Origin of the sequence: Kribbella sp. VKM Ac-2568 (genome assembly GCF_004345365.1) — a bacterium.
GTDB lineage: Bacteria > Actinomycetota > Actinomycetes > Propionibacteriales > Kribbellaceae > Kribbella > Kribbella orskensis.
This window is the reverse complement of the sequence record NZ_SLVF01000004.1, coordinates 463,823-480,876: the sequence shown is the minus strand read 5'-3', so window position 1 is coordinate 480,876 and position 17,054 is coordinate 463,823. Positions and strand designations below refer to the sequence as shown.

The window sequence follows — 17,054 nt, the reverse complement described above, 5'->3', positions numbered from 1 at the left end:
AGGTGCACGCGATCTGGACACCTCAGCAACTGGGGGCATTCCTGCGGGTCGCGTTCCAAGATCGCTACAGCGGCGTGTGGGTGCTTGCGGCAACTACAGGAATGCGGCGATCCGAGCTGGCCGGCGTCGAGCGCAACGGGGCTGGCCCAGGACGGGGGGCACAACATCAAGACTCTCAGCGAGCGGATCGGCCACGCCGACGTCACGGTCACCGACAAGATCTACACGCACAAGTCGCGGGGTTACGGACCGCGGTTTGGCGCAGGTAGCGGGGCGGCGGGGCCCGGCGAGGGGTACGGATCACCGGGCCGGAGAGGCCGAGCAAGGTGGCCAGTTCCTCGCTGGTCATGCCGTGTTCGCGGGCGCAGGTGAGCAACTGGTTGCCGTAGCCGGCGGCAGGGTCGTTCATCGTGAGGGGGCGAGTTCGGCGAGGGCGGACAGCTCGAGCCCGCGTTGCCGCATCCATGGGGTGGCGTGTCCGCGCTGGTAGGCGCGGCTACGTCGGTATCCCACGTCGGGGATCGGGACGGGGTCGACCGGGTGCAGCACGGCGCCGGACCATCGGTAAATGTCGGCGTTCGGCAGCAGGTAGCCGCTACCGTGCCTCCATGTTGGATGCACACGAGCGATTTGTGGCCTCCGGGCCGCTGCGGATTTGGACTGACCGGGTCGGGGATCCTGGGCTTCCCGCTGTTTTGATGGTTATGGGGTCGGCTGCTCAGGGGGTCCTTTGCCCTGATGCGCTGGTTGGTCGGCTTGTGGAGCGTGGGGTTCAGGTGATCCGGTTCGATCATCGAGACACCGGTCGGTCCAGCGTTGTCGACTTCGACGCTCACCCGTACACGATCGGGGACATGGCTCGCGACTGTCTGGCCGTGCTGGACGGTTATGGATTGGGATCCGCCCATGTGGCTGGGACTTCCCTGGGCGGCATGATCGCGCAGTGGCTGGGTGTGCACGCGCCGGACCGGGTCCGGTCTTTGACGCTGATGTCCAGCTCGCCGATGGGTCATGATCCGAGTCCGGCGTGGGCACGGGCGCAGGCCGGGGAGCCGGCCGACCCGGATGATCTGCCGCCACCGTCGCCGGCGTTTCTCGCGCATCTGGCCGCCGGGCTGCCGCCAGGCGTGGAGTCCGACGTGGCCTTGTTCCGGGTCTTCAACGGGCCGGTTCGGCCGTTCGACGAGCAGGCCGCCCGGTCGATGCTGGAGCTGGCGCTGTCGCGGGCTACCGACCCGGCGGCCGCGGCCAACCACGGCCGGGCCGTGTGGATGGACGCCCCTGACCTGCTCGCCCCGCTGTCGTCGATCACCGCGCCGACCTCGATCGTGCACGGCGATCAGGATCCGGTCTATCCGCTCGGTCACGGGGAGGCCCTGGCGGCCGCGATTCCGGGCGCGGTACTGCACGTCGTGCCCGGGATGGGCCATGTCATGACGTCACCCGGCCTGCCCGAGGAGGTCGCCGACCTGATCCGGCTGTGACCCGCCTTGCGGGGGCGGCGCCGCGCCGATGAAACAGCCGCGCGGTGAACCGCCACTCGATGGTGGCGAGACCTGAGGATCGAGCGGCGGCAGCTCCGCGCGGCTGGCGTTCCTGACTCCGCTGCGGGCGGCTGGCAGAATCGGTCCATCGCCAAATTCCTCGGCGTCAGCCCTGGCACCCTACGGACCCGCTGGTCACAGAGCGCGTCGAAACGGACCCCGATGACGGCGACCCACGATTCGCAGTCGTCGGCTGAAGCTGGCCGCTGATCCGAGCAGTCACGGACAACGCGAAGGTCGGACCCCATATGGCAAAACGAAGGCCCGGACCGTATGGTCCGGGCCTTCTTTGGTAGCGGGGGCAGGATTTGAACCTGCGACCTCTGGGTTATGAGCCCAGCGAGCTACCGAGCTGCTCCACCCCGCGCCGTTGTGTCTTTAGTTTAGAGGATCCGGGCCGTGCAACCAAATCGGCTCCCGGGTGTGGCTGTGGCCGGCGTAAATCCGTGTCACGGGCGGGCTGTCCGGCGTACCGTCCGGGTATGTCTCGCGTCGTCATCCGGCCGTTCGAGACGGCCGATCTGCCCGCTGCCAGCCGGTTGCTTGCCGAGCGGCATGCGCGTCACCGCCTGAAGCATCCGCTGCTGCCGGCGGAGTACGAGGACCCGAAGCTCGCGCTGGTCGAGGTCACTGCCGCCTGGGAGTCCGAGGGCGCGTCTGGTTCGGTGCTGGTCGATGGCGACGAGGTCACCGGCTACTTGCTGGGAGCCCCTAAGTCGTCACCGGTCTGGGGTCCGAACATCTGGGTGGAGCAGGCCGGCCAGGCGGTGCGGGTGCCGGAGTACATGAGGGACCTGTATGGCGCCGCCGCGACCAAGTGGGTGGCGGACGGCCGCACAGCGCAGTACGTGCTGGTGCCGGATGATGCTGAGCTGGTCGACGCTTGGTTCCGGCTGGGCTTCGGCTCGCAGCACGCCCACGCAATAAGGCCTGTACCGGCCGAGCCGCTTGCTGCCCGCCCAGACCTGACCGTACGACGTGCTGGGCGCGGCGACATCGCAGTACTGGCTGAGCTGGATCTGGTGCTGCCGCGGCACCAGGGGTTGTCTCCCGTGTTCTCGGCCGGGGAACTGCCGACGCTGGAGGAGGCGTTGGCTGACTGGGAGGAGTCGATCGACGACCGGGAGTACGCGACTTTCGTTGCCGAGTACAACGGGCAGGTGATCGGCTCGTCCATCGGCTGCTCGATCGAGAAGTCCAGTGCGCACGGCGGGCTCGCACAGCCGGACAACGCGGGCTTCCTCGCCTACGCGGCGGTGCTGCCCGAGTCGCGCGGACTCGGTGCCGGCCGGGCCTTGGGCGAAGCCGTGCTGAACTGGGCCGTCGAAGTGGGCTACACCAGTGTGGTGACGGACTGGCGGGTCACGAACCTGCTGTCTTCGCGGGCTTGGCCGCGGCTTGGCTTCGTCCAGACCTTCCACCGGCTGCATCGGCTCATCGGGTACTGAACTCTGCGCATCCGCGCGATCACTCCTAGCAGATCCGCGTCGTCCACAGGCAGAGAATTCGTCGCCGCGAAAGCGAGGAACCGGTGCAACTTCTCTGGCAAGGAAACAGACGCCTGCAGCAGGGCAGGCGATGCGGATCCGCTCTGGAGGCAGCCATGTCGTGTTCTTCTTCTTGGTCCACCGTCGCGCCGGCGACTCGACGTATCGTGATCGGCAGCGCGATCGGCGTCACCGCGCTGGCCGCCCTGGTGGCGACACCGGCGTCAGCGGTGACGGCATCATCGGCGGCAGGACTCGCTGCGGAGCCGCGGTCCGGGAATCACCGGACTCCCCCATCGACCCAGCAGAGGGCGTGCATCTTGGACGGATTCGTCATCGAGAAACTGCCCGGCGGCATCGGTTCGCCGAGCGACTTCGAGTACGAGTGGGAGGACGTTGTCTTCCACAGCAGGGTCTGGGAGACCGGGCCGGATCCGGAGGGCGCCACCAAGGTGGACCTCACGGTCAAGACGGTCCGGGGCGAGAAGCTGATCGACCTGGAGTCACTGCGCACCTTCCTGACCGAGTACCACGAGAAGGATCCCGAGACGTGGGAGCTCACCGCTGTCGACGTCGGTGGGTACGGCGGCTATGCCGCGGAGGACCAGGTCTTCTTCTTCATCTCACCGGGGATCGCCGCGGAAGTGTCGATCGACCGCAGCCGCTTCACGGAGGAAGACCTGATGACCACAGCCGCAGGCTTCCACCCGGAGGGCTCCGCCTGATCGGCGCCCGCGACCCGAACCCACCTCACCTGTACTGCGCACGGCTGGTCGCCGCGCGCAGGTAGTCCGGCCCGGGGCGCGATAGGTGCTCTGGGCAAGCGAACCGCCGATTGCTCGGCGTGGAGCGGGCTTGGTGGGTGCCACCTGGTCGGCGGTTACTGGGGTATCGCCGATGGTTGGTGCGGTGGCGGGCGCGGGCGAGTGGTGCCCGGGGCGGAATGGCGAACGGGCGGCGACGCCGAGGCTGGTCGGAGTCGCCGCCCGTTCTGTTCAGCCGGTCAGCCTGTTGGTGAGCTGGGTGGGCTCGAGGGTGGTGCGGCCGGTGTCGATGGTGTGCCGGACGGGGTCGGCGTCGGCGTCGGGGTTGCCGCGCCTGCCTTGACGGCCCGGTCGATCGCCGCCTTCATCTTGTTCACCGCGGCCTGGTAGCCGGCGAGGTCGCCACGTTGCAAGGCGGCTTGGGCGTCGCCGTAGGCCGTCTGTGCCTCGGCGAGCGCCTGCTTGATCGTCTGGTTCGCCGGTGGAGTCGTCGGCTTGCTGCCGGGTGGCTCCTCGCCGGTATCGACGTCGGTGTTGAAGACCTTGTTCAGGGCTTCCTGGAGGGTCGCGCCGAAGGCCACACGATCACCAAAACCGACCAGCACGTACCGGAGGACCGGGTAGCTACCTGGACCACTGGTGCGGACCGAGTAGACCGGCTGGACGTAGAGCAGACCACCACCGAGCGGCAGCGTCAGCAGGTTCCCGTACTGCGCTCTGGCGCCGCTGCTGGGCTGGTTGATCGGGAGCAGCGCCGCCCGGATCGCATCATCGGTCTGGAACTTGTTGGCGACTTGTCCCGGACCTGGGATCTGCACGTTGCCGGGCAGTCGAAGAATCCGGAACTGGCCGTAATCCGGTGAGGATGCCTCGGAATCGACGGCCATGAACGCGGTCAGGTTCTCCCGCTCCGCGTTCGGGACGTAGACGGAAGTGAGCGAGAACTTCGGGTCCTGCTGGTCAGGCATCCGCAGCGACAAGTAGAACGGAGGCTGGTTGATGACCGAGGAGTCCGCGTTGGCCGCACCCTGCGTCGGGTCGGCCGGCACCCGCCACAGGTCGCTGTTCTGGTACCAGGTGGTCGAGTCCGTCACGTGGTACTTCGCGAGCAGGTCGCGCTGCACCTTGAACATGTCCTCGGGGTACCGGAGGTGAGACATCAGCGCGGGCGAGATGTCCGAGCGCGGCTTCACCGTGTTCGGGAACGCCTTCATCCAGGTCTTCAGCAGCGGGTCGCTCTCGTCCCACGCGTACAGCTCGACCGAGCCGTCGTAGGCGTTGACGACCGCCTTGACGGAGTTGCGGATGTAGTTGATCTGCTCACTCGGCTGCTGGGCGATGGTGCCCCGGCCCGTGGTGGTGTCGCGGGTGCTGTCGTCGAGCGCGACCTTCTCGGAGTACGGGTAGTTCGCCGAGGTGGTGTAACCGTCGACGATCCAGACGACCTGTCCGTCGACGACCGCCGGATACGGGTCGCCGTCGGGGGTCAGCCACGGGGCGGCCTTCTCGACGCGCTCGCGTGGGTTGCGGTCGTACAGGATCTTCGACTCGTTGTTCACCCGGCTCGAGAGCAGGATGTTCGCGTCGCGGAACTTGGTGGCGTAGAGCAGCCGGTTGCCGAACGAGCCGACCGGGACGCCGCCCTTGCCGGTGTAGGTGTTCAGCGTCGGGTCGCCGCCGTTCTTGCCCTCCGGGGTGTCCAGCTCGACCGCCGAGCCGCCCTTCGGTCCACCGACGATCGAGTAGTCCGGCGACTGCTCGCCGAAGTAGATCCGCGGCTCGTAGTCGCCGAGCTCACCGGTCGGCGGCAGGTCCTTCTCGGACCACACCGGCGAACCGTCCGCGGCACGCTGGTTGCCGTTCGCGGCGACGACTCCGTAGCCGTGGGTGTAGACGGTGTGGTCGTTGTTCCAGTTGCGCTGGCCGGCCGGCAACCGGTCGATCTCGACCTCGCGGACCGCGATCACGGTGTCCTTGACCTGGTCGCCGATCTTGTAGCGGTCGACGTCCAGGTCGGTCGGGAAGGAGTAGAAGCCCCGGACCTGCTGCAACTGCTCGAAGGTCGGGCCGACCACGCTCGGGTCGATCAGCCGGATACCCGGCAGCACCTCGGCGTCCGCCGACAGCTGCCCCGGCGAGGCGGTCGTCTTCGCCTCGTAGTTGATGATCTTCGTCTTCTCCAGACCGTAGGCCTGGCGGGTCGCCTCGATGTTCTTGGTGATGTACGAGGCTTCCTTCACCGGCTCGCTCGGGCGTACCCGGAGCTGCTGGAGGGCCGCCGGCCAGAGCGCGCCGAGGAGGATCGCCGAAAGGACCAGGACGACCGTGCCGACACCCGGCAGCAGCCAGGTCTTGCGGACGACGTTCGCGAAGAAGAGCACGGCACAGAGCACTGCTATGACAGCCAGGATCTCCTTGCTGGGCAGGACTGCGTTGTCGCCCGTATAGGAGATACCGGTGAACAGACGACTGTCAGAGGTGGTCAGCCCGAAGCGATCGAGCCAGTAGCTGAACGCCTTGAGCAGAACGAGCAGACCCAGCAGAACGGAGAACTGCACCTGGGCCGCTCCGGAGGCCTTCTGACCCTTCGCGGACGGGCGGAAGCCGCCGTACAGGTAGTGGGTGATGATTGCGGCGACCAGCGACAGCAGGACGATCGAGTAGCCGAAGCCGAGCAGGACGCGCAGCCACGGATAGTCGAAGACGAAGAACGAGATGTCCTTGTTGAAGTGCTTGTCGGTGACGCCGAACGAAGTGCGGTTCCGCCAGGCGAGGAAGACCTTCCACTCCCCCGACGCGGCCGAACCACCGAAGACCAGCATCAGGCCGGCCAGCACGCCGATGGCGATCTTGCCGCGCTGCTTGAGGAGCTCGCCGTACCGCTCGAAGCCGGGGCTCGGCGACGGTGCGAGCGCGACCCGCGGCCTGGTGCGGAACGCGATGATCACGTTCGCGACCACGGCGCCCGCCATCAGCAGGCCGACCACGAAGAAGAGCAGCACCCGGGTGCCGAGCACGGTGCTGAAGACCGAGCCGAGGTCGACCGAGCGGTACCAGAGCCGTTGGGTCCAGACGTCGGTGAAGACGCTGAACAAGATGAGCAGCACGATCAGGGTGGCGATCGTGGGGAGCAGGGCCCGCGGGCGCTGCCCGGGCGTTCGCCGGGGCCGCCGCGGCTCCTCCGGCATGTCGTAGACGCCGTCGCTCATGGTCGCTTCTCCTTGTTGTCACTCATACCGCGCACTGGGCCGTCATCGAGTGGCCTGTCGTCGAGAGGCCCGTCGTCGAGACCCCGGCCGACGGTGGCTCCGTCGGCTGAAGGCTCGAATGTCAAAGACAGTACTTGGCAGAGGGTAGGGACCAAGTCGATGCCGGTGAGCACCGCGCTGTCCTCGTCGTGGGTCCGCAGCCGGACAGCGCCGAACTGGCCGCCCTCACGGAGTACGCCGGCGACCATCCGGACCTCGTGCCGGCGCGGGTCGCTGCCCGCCATCCGGGCCAGTTCCGCGTCGGAGTCGGCGTCGGACAGACCCGCCTCGGCCGAGGCCGGCAGCACGATCCGCTCGACCGCGACCGCACAGCCGCTCACGCCGTCCGGCCACTCGATCTGGGCCAGCGCGTCGGCCAGGTTCTCGTCGTCCAGGCCGCCGGGCAGCTCGCTCTGCGCGACCGGAGTCAGCGGCTGCGACGCGTCCTCGGCGCCGAGCTCGGCGGCCAGCTGTGGTTCGGCACGAAGCAGGTCCTCGGTCGGGACCAGCGCGAACAACTGCGCGGGCTGGTCCCAGCCCGCGCTGCTGACGTGCCGCTCGATCTCGATCACCGCCTGGCTCAGCGCGTCGGCGGGCGGGGTGCTGTCAGGTCCTACTTGGTGCATGCCGGGACGTCTCCAGTTCCACTGGCCAGTGCGGTCAGTGCGCCGATCGCCTCGTGCAGGGTGGTGATCTTCACCAGGCGGATGTCCTTGACCCCTGAGTGCAGGGCCGCTTCACAGTTCGGTGCCGGAACCAGGAAGACGGTGGCGCCGCTCTCCTTGGCTCCCGCGATCTTCTGCTGGATGCCGCCGATCGCGCCGACCTGGCCGAGGGCGTCGATGGTTCCGGTGCCGGCGACGTGCTTGCCGTCCAGCAACGGCCCAGGCGTCAGCTTGTCGTAGATGGCCAGCGCGAACGCGGTACCGGCGCTCGGGCCGCCGATGTCCTGGCCGAGGTTCACGCTCACCTTGACCGGCGAGTCGACCCCGACGCTGATGCCGACCATCGGGCGGGTCTCCTCGCCGGGCGTCGCCGCGGTCTTCAGTACGACTGTCTGCTCGGTGCCGCCGCGACGGATCACGAAGGTGACGTCGTCGCCGACCTTGTGCTTGCGGACCAGTTCGCCGACCTGCGTGACCTGGGTGGTGGCGACGCCGTCGACCTCGAGGATCACGTCACCGGCCTTGAGCTTGCCGTCGGCCGGGCTGCCCTTGGCGACCATCGAAACCTTCGGGCTGAACGGGACCTTCGCCTCCTGCAGGGCCGCGGCGACCGCGCTGTCCTGCGAGCCGGTCATCTCCGCGCTGTTCTGCTGCTCCACCTCGTCCGCGCTCTGCTCCGGCGGATAGATGATGTCGCGCGGGAACAGGTCGTGGTGCGGGTCGAGCCAGTTCCGCATCGCCTGGGGCAACGTGAGGTCGCGGTCCGGCGAGGTGACCGAGACCGTCGTCAGGTCCAGTTCACCGGTCGTCGGGTACGTCTGGTGGCCGGTGATCTCGATGACCGGCTTGGACTTCGACTCGCCGAGGGTGTTCTTCACCGGCCCCGGGCTGAAGGAGACGAACGGCACCGGGAAGACGGTGACCAGTCCGAGCGAGATGACGAGCACGACGATCGAGGTGACCAGCGTGGCGGTACGACGTGTCACGAACCCTGCCCTGCGATCTTGAGTTTCCGGACGAGACCGCGCAGACCTCCGCGCGGCTCAGGGGAGGACCGGGGACCGGGCGCGGCCATCGCCTCGTTGAAGCGACGGAAGTCCTCCACCGACGCGAAGGCGCCACCGGACCGGCGTGGACCGCGGTTCCGCCCGCGCCAAGCCGCCCAGCACATCGCCAGGGCGGTGGCGACCAGCGGGAACGCCAGCCACGCCAAGACCTTCATCCAGCCACCTTCATGCGCCCAGCGTACGTGTCAACAAGCGCCGACCCACTCGCTCGCACCGTCGGTGAAGTGCTGGTGTTTCCAAATCGGGACCTCCGCCTTGAGGTCGTCGATCAACTGGCGGCACGCGGCGAAGGCCACATCGCGGTGCGCGGCGGCCACGGCGACGATCACGGCGGCGTCGCCGATCTCCAGCACGCCGGTGCGGTGCACCGCGGCGAGGGCGATCACAGCGGGGTTCTCGCACACCCGCTCGGCGACCTTGCGGAGGTGCTGGAGGGCGTCCGGGTGGGCCTCGTAGCTCAGTTCGTCGACCGGGCGGTCGTGGTCGTGGTTGCGCACGGTGCCGATGAACAACGCGGTACCACCGGCCGCCGGGTCGGTGATCGCGGCCAGCACCTCGTCGCTGGACAGCGCGGAATCGCGAATGTCCAGCAGCCTGATCGCCTCAGTCATGCTCATCCCTCGCTCTACCCCGGACCATCCCATTACGGAATACCCCACCACACCACACAAGGTGAAGTCTCCCTAGTCTCCCCGCTCGCTCGTCACCCACCGCACCCACCCCGCTCCACCCGAACCTGACGCCCCGCTCACGCCCGGGTCGTCAGTCATCAGAAACCTCTTCAACATTCAGTCGCCAGGCGCTGAGTTGGTTGGGCAGTCAGGGTGAAGTTAGGGGCTTGCCGGGGATGTCACAGGGGGGTCAGGGATTCGCTGGGGGCGGATTGGGGGCCTGGAACCAGTACGTTGGAGTTGTACGCCCCACCGCACAGGAAGGCCCCCTCCGATGAGCGACGAACCGGACAACCCGTTCAAGGGAACTCCGTTCGAGGCCATGTTCCAGCAGTTCTCCGGTGCGGCCGGCGCGGGCGGCGCCCCCGACCTGAACGCGATCTTCGCGCAGGTCCAGCAGCTGCTCAGCGGTTCGACCGACGGTAAGCCGGTGAACTGGGACCTGGCCAAGGACATCGCCCGCAAGACCGTCTCCGCCGCCGGGGACCGGTCCATCACGCCGACCGACACCGACCGGGTCGCCGACGCGGTCCGGCTCGCGGAGCACTGGCTGGACCCGGTCACGACGTTGCCCGAGGCCTCCACCACTTCAGCGGCCTGGAGCCGGGCGGAATGGGTGGAGAACACCCTGCCGGTCTGGCAGACGGTCGTGGACCCGGTCGCCGAGCACGTGGCCGGCGCGATGGGCAGTGCGCTGCCCGCCGAGGCGCAGCAGCTCGCCGGACCGATGGCCGGGATGCTCCGCCAGCTCGGTGGCTCGATCTTCGGCGCCCAGGTCGGCCAGGCGCTCGGTGAGCTCGCAGGCGAGGTCGTGAGCTCGTCCGACATCGGCCTGCCGCTCGGCCCGGCCGGGCAGGCAGTGCTCGTCCCTGACAACGTGGCGAAGTTCGCGGAGGGCCTCGGCCTGACCGACGAGGATGTCCGGCTGTACCTCGCGCTGCGCGAGTGCGCTCACCAGCGGCTGTTCGCGGGGGTGCCGTGGCTGCGGCAGCACCTGTTCGCCGCGGTGGGCGACTACGCGGCCGGCATCGAGGTCGACACCGGCAAGATCGAGCGCGCCATGTCCGACGTGGACATGCAGAACCCCGAGGCGATGCAGGCGGCTCTGGCCGAGGGCCTGTTCGAGCCGGAGGATTCCGAGCAGCAGAAGGCCGCCCTCGTCCGCCTGGAGACCGCGCTCGCGCTGGTCGAGGGCTGGGTCGACGACGTCGTCCGCGAGGCCACGAAGGACCGGATGCCGGCTGCCGTCCAACTGGCCGAGACCGTACGCCGTCGCCGCGCCGCGGGTGGTCCCGCGGAGCAGACGTTCGCCACCCTGGTCGGACTCCATCTGCGCCCCCGGCGACTCCGGGACGCGGCGAACCTCTGGGCCGCAGTACGGGACGCGCGGGGGGTCGAGGGACGCGACGAGCTGTGGTCGCACCCGGACTTGTTGCCGAACGCCACCGATCTGGACGACCCGATCGGGTTCGCCCAGCACTCCGGCGAGCTGGCCGACATCGACATCACCGACTTCCTGACCGACGAGACCGGCGCCCAGGGCGAGTCCCAGGGTGAGCCGGGCGGACAAGATGACGAGGGCAACGAAAAGGGCACCGACGACAAGTGACGCTGCATGCCGACGCCACTGCCACGCTGACCAACTGGAACCCGCCGGACGCCGAACAGGCGGAGCTCCGCGATCACTATCTCGGCTACCTCGCCACGCATGAGGACGCGATGTGGCGCGGCAGTCGGCCGGAACATCTCACGGCGAGTGCTCTGCTCCTGGACTCCTCCGGGAGCAGCGCACTGCTGACCCTGCACAAGCTCGTCAACACCTGGCTGCAGCTGGGCGGGCACTGTGAGACGGGCGACACCACCCTGGCCGGCGCGGCGCTGCGGGAGGCGACCGAGGAGTCCGGGCTCACCGAACTGACGATCGAGGCGAGCCCGCTCCAGCTGTCCCGGCACAAGATCCTCGCCGGTGGCTGCAAGGACGCGTACCACCTCGACGTTCAGTTCCTGGTCACGGCCACGGCGGGAACGGAGTACGTGGTGAGCGAGGAGTCGCACGATCTGGCCTGGTTCCGGCTGGACGCGCCGCCGGACGACCTCGACGGGACCGTACGGGCTCTGGTGAAGAGGGTGTACCGACCGGTCACTTGATGGCGAAGTGTCGGTGCGAAGCCGTACGCTCGTTGTCATTTGTCGGATCGCGACCCATCCGGTCGCCTGAGTGTGCCGAAGGATCTCCGTGAGCTTCGACATCGATCACTACGCCCAGACTTCGACCCGAATCCGCTGGGACGACCTCGACATGTCCTCGTTCGAGACCAACCCGCTGTCCGAGGACGCACTCCGGTGCCTCAGCTACATGAGTGACGTCGAGACCCACACGGTCTGCTACCTGCGCGACCTGCTCGTCACGCCCTCCCACGCCGACCCCGAGGTCACCGTCTTCCTGACGATGTGGAACCTCGAGGAGTACTGGCACGGCGAGGTGCTCGACGAGGTGCTCGAGCGGCACGGCGTTCCCACCGGACCCGAACACACCCGCGCGGTCCGCACCCGGCTCGGCTGGAAGGACCGGATCGCGCCGATCCGGCAGTCGCTGCTGGCCAACATCATCGGCGAGGACTTCATCGCCACCCACATGGCGTGGGGCGCGATCAACGAGTGGTGCGCGCACTCGGCGTACACCCGGCTGATCGAGGCCGAGAGCCATCCCGTCCTGACGGAGATCCTGAAGCGGATCGCCAAGCAGGAGACCCGGCATGTCGCGTTCTACAACAGCCAGGCGCGCGATCGGCTCGAGCGGAGCCGGAAGGCGCAGAAGATCGCGCGGTTCGCACTGGGCAAGGCCTGGGGGATCGTGGGGTCGACGATCATGCCGGCGCCGGAAGTGAAGCACATGCTCACCTATTTGTACGGCGGGGAGCAGGGGCTGGCCGAGGTGCGGAGGATCGACGCGAAGATCGACGCTCTGCCGGGGCAGCGGGGGCTGCATCTGGTGGAGAAGGAACTGGTGAAGTACGGGGTTATTGCTGCTTGATCGGTTGGTACTTCGGTAGTGGGGGCTGGGGTTGGTGGGGCGCTCTACGTAGCTTCCGTTCGGTACTTTTCGCCCTCGTGCGGGTCGCGAGTCACTGACCGCTGCCTGACGGGCGAAGAGCACCGACCGAAAGGAGAACCCCTTGGGCTCGCGTCGCCGAACAGGTGCCGGTCGGCGCTGGCGGTCTTGGCTTGCCCCGGCGGGCGGCCTCGCCGAGTAGGTGGCGGGTGGCCCGGCTGGCGCCATCGGGTGGGCTCGGGGCGTCGTCGCATCCCCTTGGCTGGGTGTCGGTAGTCGCCCCTGAACGGTACCGGCAGGCCAGTTGCGACGACGACCCGAGTGGTCCCCGTAAAGCCCCGCTGCCTGTGAAACGAGCCGGGATCAAGAAGGTGACGGCTCAAGCACCTCGGAGTATGGATCGGGTGGCGTCCCAGCCCTCGAGGCCTGGATCCAGTCGCGCTATGTCAGCAGGTGAACGCAATCTGTGCCAGCCGGGGCCGATCGCGACCGCGTGGCGGCGGGGCTTGGCGGCCTCCAATGAAGCCAGTGGGGTGTCGAAGGTGGGTGACGCGTCGGCGACCCAAGGAGCGACGGGCAGGCTGACACCGATAGCAGCTAGGGAGCCGTCTTCGGCGGGGCAGACTGCGATATCCGCCGAGGCGAGAGCGCGGAACAGCTTGCCGATCAGTAGGCCGGGCAAGTCGGGCACATCGTGGCTGACGGCGACTACGGCCGCCGCCGGGCCTACCGCAGCGACGGCATCAAGCGCGGAGGACACGGAGTACACCGGCGTCCCGGGCCAAGTAAGGGCGCCAACCTCTCCCAAGGCTGCCTCGTCGCCGTCGACGACCGCCACTGCGACGTCGACGCGATCCAGCGATGCCAGTACTTCGTACGTGTCCTCTGCCAGCGCCAACCGCCAGGCCGAGGGCTCGCGGCCGGGCGGTGCCCAAGTGCCGACGGCCGGAACCACCAGTACTACGACCCGCCGGTCCAGGTGATCATTCACCGGTCGGACACTCCCAAGGACTCGAGATTCGCGAACTCCAGCAGAGAGTAGCCCTCCCGCCCAGAGCTAGGAGAGCAGCTCCAGCTTCAAGGCCGTCATGATCGCCTGGGCGCGGTTGGAGGCGCCCAGCTTCTCGTACAGCCGGGCCACGTACGCCTTGTGGCGGTCGACACGCTCACGCACAGGGAGGTGGCGATCGCCCGGACGGACACCCCCTGCCCGAGCAGTGCCAGCACCTCGGCCTCCCGCGGGCACAAAGCACGAATCACCACACCGGCTCGCAGCGCGGGCGTCGCACCCGCCTCCAACCGACGCGACTGGCCGGTCGGCCGACATTTGTCGGCCAAATGACCGACAAGCTGGGTCAGTCCCTGAGCGTCTGCAGCAGCCTGAGTGCGACCTGTACGTCGAGCGCGTGCTCGGGTTGCTGCCACCCGTCGCCCAGCAACGCGGTGATCCGGTCCAGCCTCTGCTGCACGGTGTTCGGGTGGATGTGCATGGCCTTGGCCGCTCTCGTCGGACTCTGACCGGCCGCGAAGTACTCCTGGAGCGTGCCGATCAGGTCAGTACCGCGCTTTGCGTCGTAGCTGACGACGGCACCGAGTACGTGGTCCACGTGAGCGCGGATGTCGACCTCTGCAGCGCCGACGAGTCCCGCGACGCCCAGGTCGTCCGGAGCGGCCGACTGACCCGCGCGTCCCAGCCGCAGCATCGTGGTGACCAAGCGGGCGGCCTGCTGGTGAGCCTCGACCAGTGCCTGTCCCCAGCAGGCGGGGCCTGTCACTGCGATCGTCACCCGGGTCTGGCGGGCAACCTCGGCCAGAGCTCGTGCACCCGACGCCGCATCAGGCAGAGCCAGCAGCAGCACGAGGTCCCCGGCGTACGGGCCTGCTAGCTGAAGCCGGTCCTCCACCGGAGCCGACAACCGAGCCAGTACTCCGCTGTGGTCGCCGCGGCAGACGGCGACCAGCAGTTGGCCGGGTAGTTCCTTCTGCCGCTTGAGCAGGCGGACTCGATCAGCCAGGGCTCTGGGGTCTGAGTTGCCGCTCAGGGCGTCGGCGAGGATGTCAGCCTGCGCTCGCTGGGACTGCTCGGCTGCCTGGCGGCGGAACAGCAGCACCAACGCCGTGACCACCGCGGCGCGTTCCACGATGCGCTGGTCCGCGCCGGACAGATCCTCGGCGCCACCGATCACGAGTGCGCCGAGCCGCTCACCCTTGGCCGTGGCGGCGACCACCCAGCAGTCGCCCTCGCGAACGAGCCGCCCGGATGCCGAGGACGATCCGGCCGCCTGGGCGATCTGGGTGCGGTCGACCTTGCCGGCCGCGGCAAGCTCGTTGCCAAGAGCATCGACCAGGATGACCCAAACCTCGAGCAGCTCGGCAAGAGCCGCGGCGATGGCGTCCACATCCCCACCGGACAAGACGATCTCGGCGAACCGGTCGTGCGCAGCGGCCGCGTGCTCGACCCCCGCATGTGCCGCCGACAACTGGTCGAGCGCCGCCGCGGTCTCCGCTGCCGCCCGCACCTGCACGATCGTGACCGCGGCCAGCGCCGCCAGCGACCCGAGCAGCGACACCTCCTCACGGCTGAACGGCCTGCGGGTCCGGTTGGAGGCGAACAGCACCCCGACGAACGCGCCGTCCACGATCAACGGCGTACCGCAGATCGCGACCAGGCCTTCCTCGCCGACCGCGCTGTCGATCGGCGAGGTGTGCCGGAACCGGCGGTCGCCGGGATAGTCCGCGGTCCAGTAGGGCTTGTGCGTCTCGGCGACCAGTCCCCCGAGGCCCGCGCCGAGCGGCAGGCGCAACTGCTGGAAGGCGGCCGAGACGGACCCGTCGGTGGCGCGCATGAACGTGTCACCCCGCGCCGCGTCGTACAGGGTCAGGTAGGCGACGTCGGTGCCGATCAGGGTGCGGGCGCGGTGCACGATCGTGTCGAGCACGCCGCCGGGATCGCGGGCGGAGGCGAGTTCACGGGCCACGTCGACGAGGGCGGACAACTCCGCCTCGCGCTTCTTGCTGGCGTCCATCCCGGCCCGGATCCGCAGCGCGAGATCCCGCGCGGCCTGGTCGGACCCGGCCGCCCGGGCCAGTTCGCCACCCGGCGCGTCTTCCGCCAGCAGCCTCAGCAACTCCTCCATCAACTCCACCTCCCTTGCTCGGTCAAAGCCTTGCGTCCGAAGAACCTTGGTCTATAGCCCAAGGTTCTTCGGACGCAAGTGGGGAGGGCGGAGGTCAGAGGGTGGCGAGGTCGCGCTGGCGGGTCTCGCCGTAGCTGGTGACGGCGACGATCGAGATCAGCGAGCAGACCGCGACGTAGATCGAGATGGCGTAGCCGGAGTCGTAGGCCTTCAGCAGCGCGACCGCGATGAACGGAGCCAGGCCGCCCGCGATGATCGAGGCCAACTGGTAGCCGACCGAGACACCGGAGTACCGCACCCTGGTGCCGAACAACTCGGTGAAGAAGGATGCCTGCGGCCCGTACATCGCGCCGTGCAGGATCAGTCCGACGGTGACGGCGAACGCGGCCAGCGCGAAGTTCTTCGTGTCCACCAGCGCGATGAAGACGAAGGCCCAGATGCCGACGCCGATCGCGCCGAGCAGGTAGACCGGTTTGCGGCCGACCCGGTCGGACAGTGCGCCCCACAGGGGGATCGCGCAGAAGTGGATCGCCGCGCCGATCAGTACCGCGTTCAGCGCGAACGACTTGTCCAGCTTGAGGTGTTCCTTGGCGTAGGTGGCGATCACGATGGTGAAGATGTAGTAGCTGACGTTTTCCGCCATTCGCGCGCCCATCGCCGTCAGCACCTCACGCGGGTACTTCGTGATCACCTCGACGAACGGCAGCTTGTCCGTCGGCTCCTGCTTGGCCCGGGCCTGCCGGAACAGCGGCGACTCCTCGATCCGCAGCCGCACCCAGAGCCCGACGAGCACCAGGACCGCCGACAGCAGGAACGGGATCCGCCAGCCCCAGCTGTTGAAGTCCTCGTCGCTCTGGAAGGCGGCCAGGCCGGCCAGTACACCGTTCGCGATCAGCTGACCCGCCGGAGCACCAGCCTGCGGCCAGGACGACCAGAACCCGCGCCGGGCGGGATCACCATGCTCCGACACAATCAGTACTGCGCCACCCCACTCGCCGCCGAGCGCGAAGCCCTGGATAAGCCGCAACACCGTCAGCAGCACCGGGGCGAGCGCACCGACTTGTGCGTAGGTCGGCAGCAACCCGATGGCGAAGGTGGCCAGGCCCATCATCAGCAGGGACAGCACCAGCAGGTTCTTGCGGCCCAGCCGGTCGCCGAAGTGGCCGAACACCACCCCGCCGATCGGCCGGGCGAAGAACCCGACCGCGAAGGTGGCGAAGCTGAGCAGGGTGCCGGTGAGCTCCTCCCCCTTCGGGAAGAAGAGCTCCCCGAACACGACGGACGCGGCGACGCCGTACAGGAAGAAGTCGTACCACTCGACGGTGGTGCCGATCAGGCTGGCCCCGACCACCCTCGCGATCGGGGTCCTGGTCGTGGTCGGCTCTGTTGATGTTGCCATGGGGGGGCTCCTTCTAGGGA

16 protein-coding genes and 1 tRNA gene are annotated in these 17,054 nt (G+C 68.4%); 6 read left to right on the top strand and 11 right to left on the bottom strand.

All coding sequences use genetic code 11. From position 1 onward, the window contains the following. Nucleotides 1-208: 208 nt before the first annotated feature. Nucleotides 209-409, bottom strand: a complete 201-nt coding sequence (locus EV648_RS43690) for a hypothetical protein (protein WP_206751940.1) — start codon at nt 407-409, stop codon at nt 209-211. A 55-nt stretch (nt 410-464) separates the two neighbouring features. Here EV648_RS43690 and EV648_RS13555 point away from each other — a divergent pair, with 55 nt between their 5' ends. Next, a complete protein-coding gene (locus EV648_RS13555; RefSeq protein ID WP_370452714.1) occupies nt 465-1,484 on the top strand; it encodes an alpha/beta fold hydrolase in 1,020 nt (339 codons plus the stop codon). A gap of 350 nt (nt 1,485-1,834) precedes the next feature. Here the strand turns inward: EV648_RS13555 and EV648_RS13550 are convergent. Beyond that, nucleotides 1,835-1,911 (bottom strand) — tRNA-Met (locus EV648_RS13550). A gap of 115 nt (nt 1,912-2,026) precedes the next feature. Here EV648_RS13550 and EV648_RS13545 point away from each other — a divergent pair. Next, entirely contained in the window at nt 2,027-2,992 is a 966-nt protein-coding gene (locus tag EV648_RS13545; RefSeq protein WP_241995128.1) for a GNAT family N-acetyltransferase, read from the top strand. Nucleotides 2,993-3,351: 359 nt separating this feature from the next. After that, a complete protein-coding gene (locus EV648_RS13540) occupies nt 3,352-3,756 on the top strand; it encodes a hypothetical protein (protein WP_241995127.1) in 405 nt (134 codons plus the stop codon). Between the two features lie 278 nt (nt 3,757-4,034). Here the strand turns inward: EV648_RS13540 and EV648_RS13535 are convergent, their stop codons facing one another. From EV648_RS13535 to EV648_RS13515, 5 genes are read right to left on the bottom strand one after another with little or no spacing between them, the layout of a single operon-like run. Next, nucleotides 4,035-7,004: a UPF0182 family protein gene (locus EV648_RS13535; RefSeq protein WP_132289976.1), complete on the bottom strand. Its 2,970-nt coding sequence runs from the start codon at nt 7,002-7,004 to the stop codon at nt 4,035-4,037. After that, complete coding sequence (locus EV648_RS13530; protein ID WP_199234580.1) at nt 7,001-7,669, bottom strand: PPA1309 family protein; 669 nt, start codon at nt 7,667-7,669, stop codon at nt 7,001-7,003. The genes EV648_RS13535 and EV648_RS13530 overlap by 4 nt, the downstream gene beginning before the upstream one ends. Next, nucleotides 7,657-8,694 (bottom strand): PDZ domain-containing protein, encoded by a 1,038-nt coding sequence (locus EV648_RS13525; protein WP_132289973.1) that lies wholly within the window; start codon nt 8,692-8,694, stop codon nt 7,657-7,659. The genes EV648_RS13530 and EV648_RS13525 overlap by 13 nt, the downstream gene beginning before the upstream one ends. Next, nucleotides 8,691-8,930: a hypothetical protein gene (locus tag EV648_RS13520; protein WP_132289970.1), complete on the bottom strand. Its 240-nt coding sequence runs from the start codon at nt 8,928-8,930 to the stop codon at nt 8,691-8,693. Before EV648_RS13520 ends, EV648_RS13525 begins: the two co-directional genes overlap by 4 nt. A gap of 30 nt (nt 8,931-8,960) precedes the next feature. Further along, nucleotides 8,961-9,386, bottom strand: a complete 426-nt coding sequence (locus tag EV648_RS13515; RefSeq protein WP_132289967.1) for a molybdenum cofactor biosynthesis protein MoaE — start codon at nt 9,384-9,386, stop codon at nt 8,961-8,963. Between the two features lie 334 nt (nt 9,387-9,720). Between EV648_RS13515 and EV648_RS13510 the strand changes: the two genes are divergently transcribed. From EV648_RS13510 to EV648_RS13500, 3 genes are all read left to right on the top strand, one after another. After that, entirely contained in the window at nt 9,721-11,055 is a 1,335-nt protein-coding gene (locus tag EV648_RS13510; protein ID WP_241995126.1) for a zinc-dependent metalloprotease, read from the top strand. After that, on the top strand, nt 11,052-11,594 hold the full coding sequence (locus EV648_RS13505; protein WP_132289964.1) for an NUDIX hydrolase: 543 nt from the start codon (nt 11,052-11,054) through the stop codon (nt 11,592-11,594). Before EV648_RS13510 ends, EV648_RS13505 begins: the two co-directional genes overlap by 4 nt. Before the next feature lie 88 nt (nt 11,595-11,682). Further along, complete coding sequence (locus EV648_RS13500) at nt 11,683-12,480, top strand: ferritin-like domain-containing protein (protein WP_132289961.1); 798 nt, start codon at nt 11,683-11,685, stop codon at nt 12,478-12,480. A gap of 397 nt (nt 12,481-12,877) precedes the next feature. On the opposite strand, the gene EV648_RS13495 is transcribed toward EV648_RS13500, so the two are convergent. The 4 genes from EV648_RS13495 to EV648_RS13480 all read right to left on the bottom strand — a co-directional run bounded on the left by EV648_RS13495 (nt 12,878) and on the right by EV648_RS13480 (nt 17,034). Continuing rightward, nucleotides 12,878-13,489: a DUF2064 domain-containing protein gene (locus tag EV648_RS13495; protein WP_199234579.1), complete on the bottom strand. Its 612-nt coding sequence runs from the start codon at nt 13,487-13,489 to the stop codon at nt 12,878-12,880. Between the two features lie 66 nt (nt 13,490-13,555). Continuing rightward, entirely contained in the window at nt 13,556-13,672 is a 117-nt protein-coding gene (locus EV648_RS44930; RefSeq protein WP_199234578.1) for a response regulator transcription factor, read from the bottom strand. A 181-nt stretch (nt 13,673-13,853) separates the two neighbouring features. Then, nucleotides 13,854-15,635 carry a helix-turn-helix domain-containing protein gene (locus tag EV648_RS13485; protein ID WP_132289958.1) on the bottom strand — a complete coding sequence of 594 codons (1,782 nt, stop codon included), beginning with the start codon at nt 15,633-15,635 and terminating at the stop codon, nt 13,854-13,856. Nucleotides 15,636-15,729: 94 nt separating this feature from the next. Continuing rightward, nucleotides 15,730-17,034 (bottom strand): MFS transporter, encoded by a 1,305-nt coding sequence (locus tag EV648_RS13480; RefSeq protein WP_132289955.1) that lies wholly within the window; start codon nt 17,032-17,034, stop codon nt 15,730-15,732. Nucleotides 17,035-17,054: the final 20 nt, after the last annotated feature.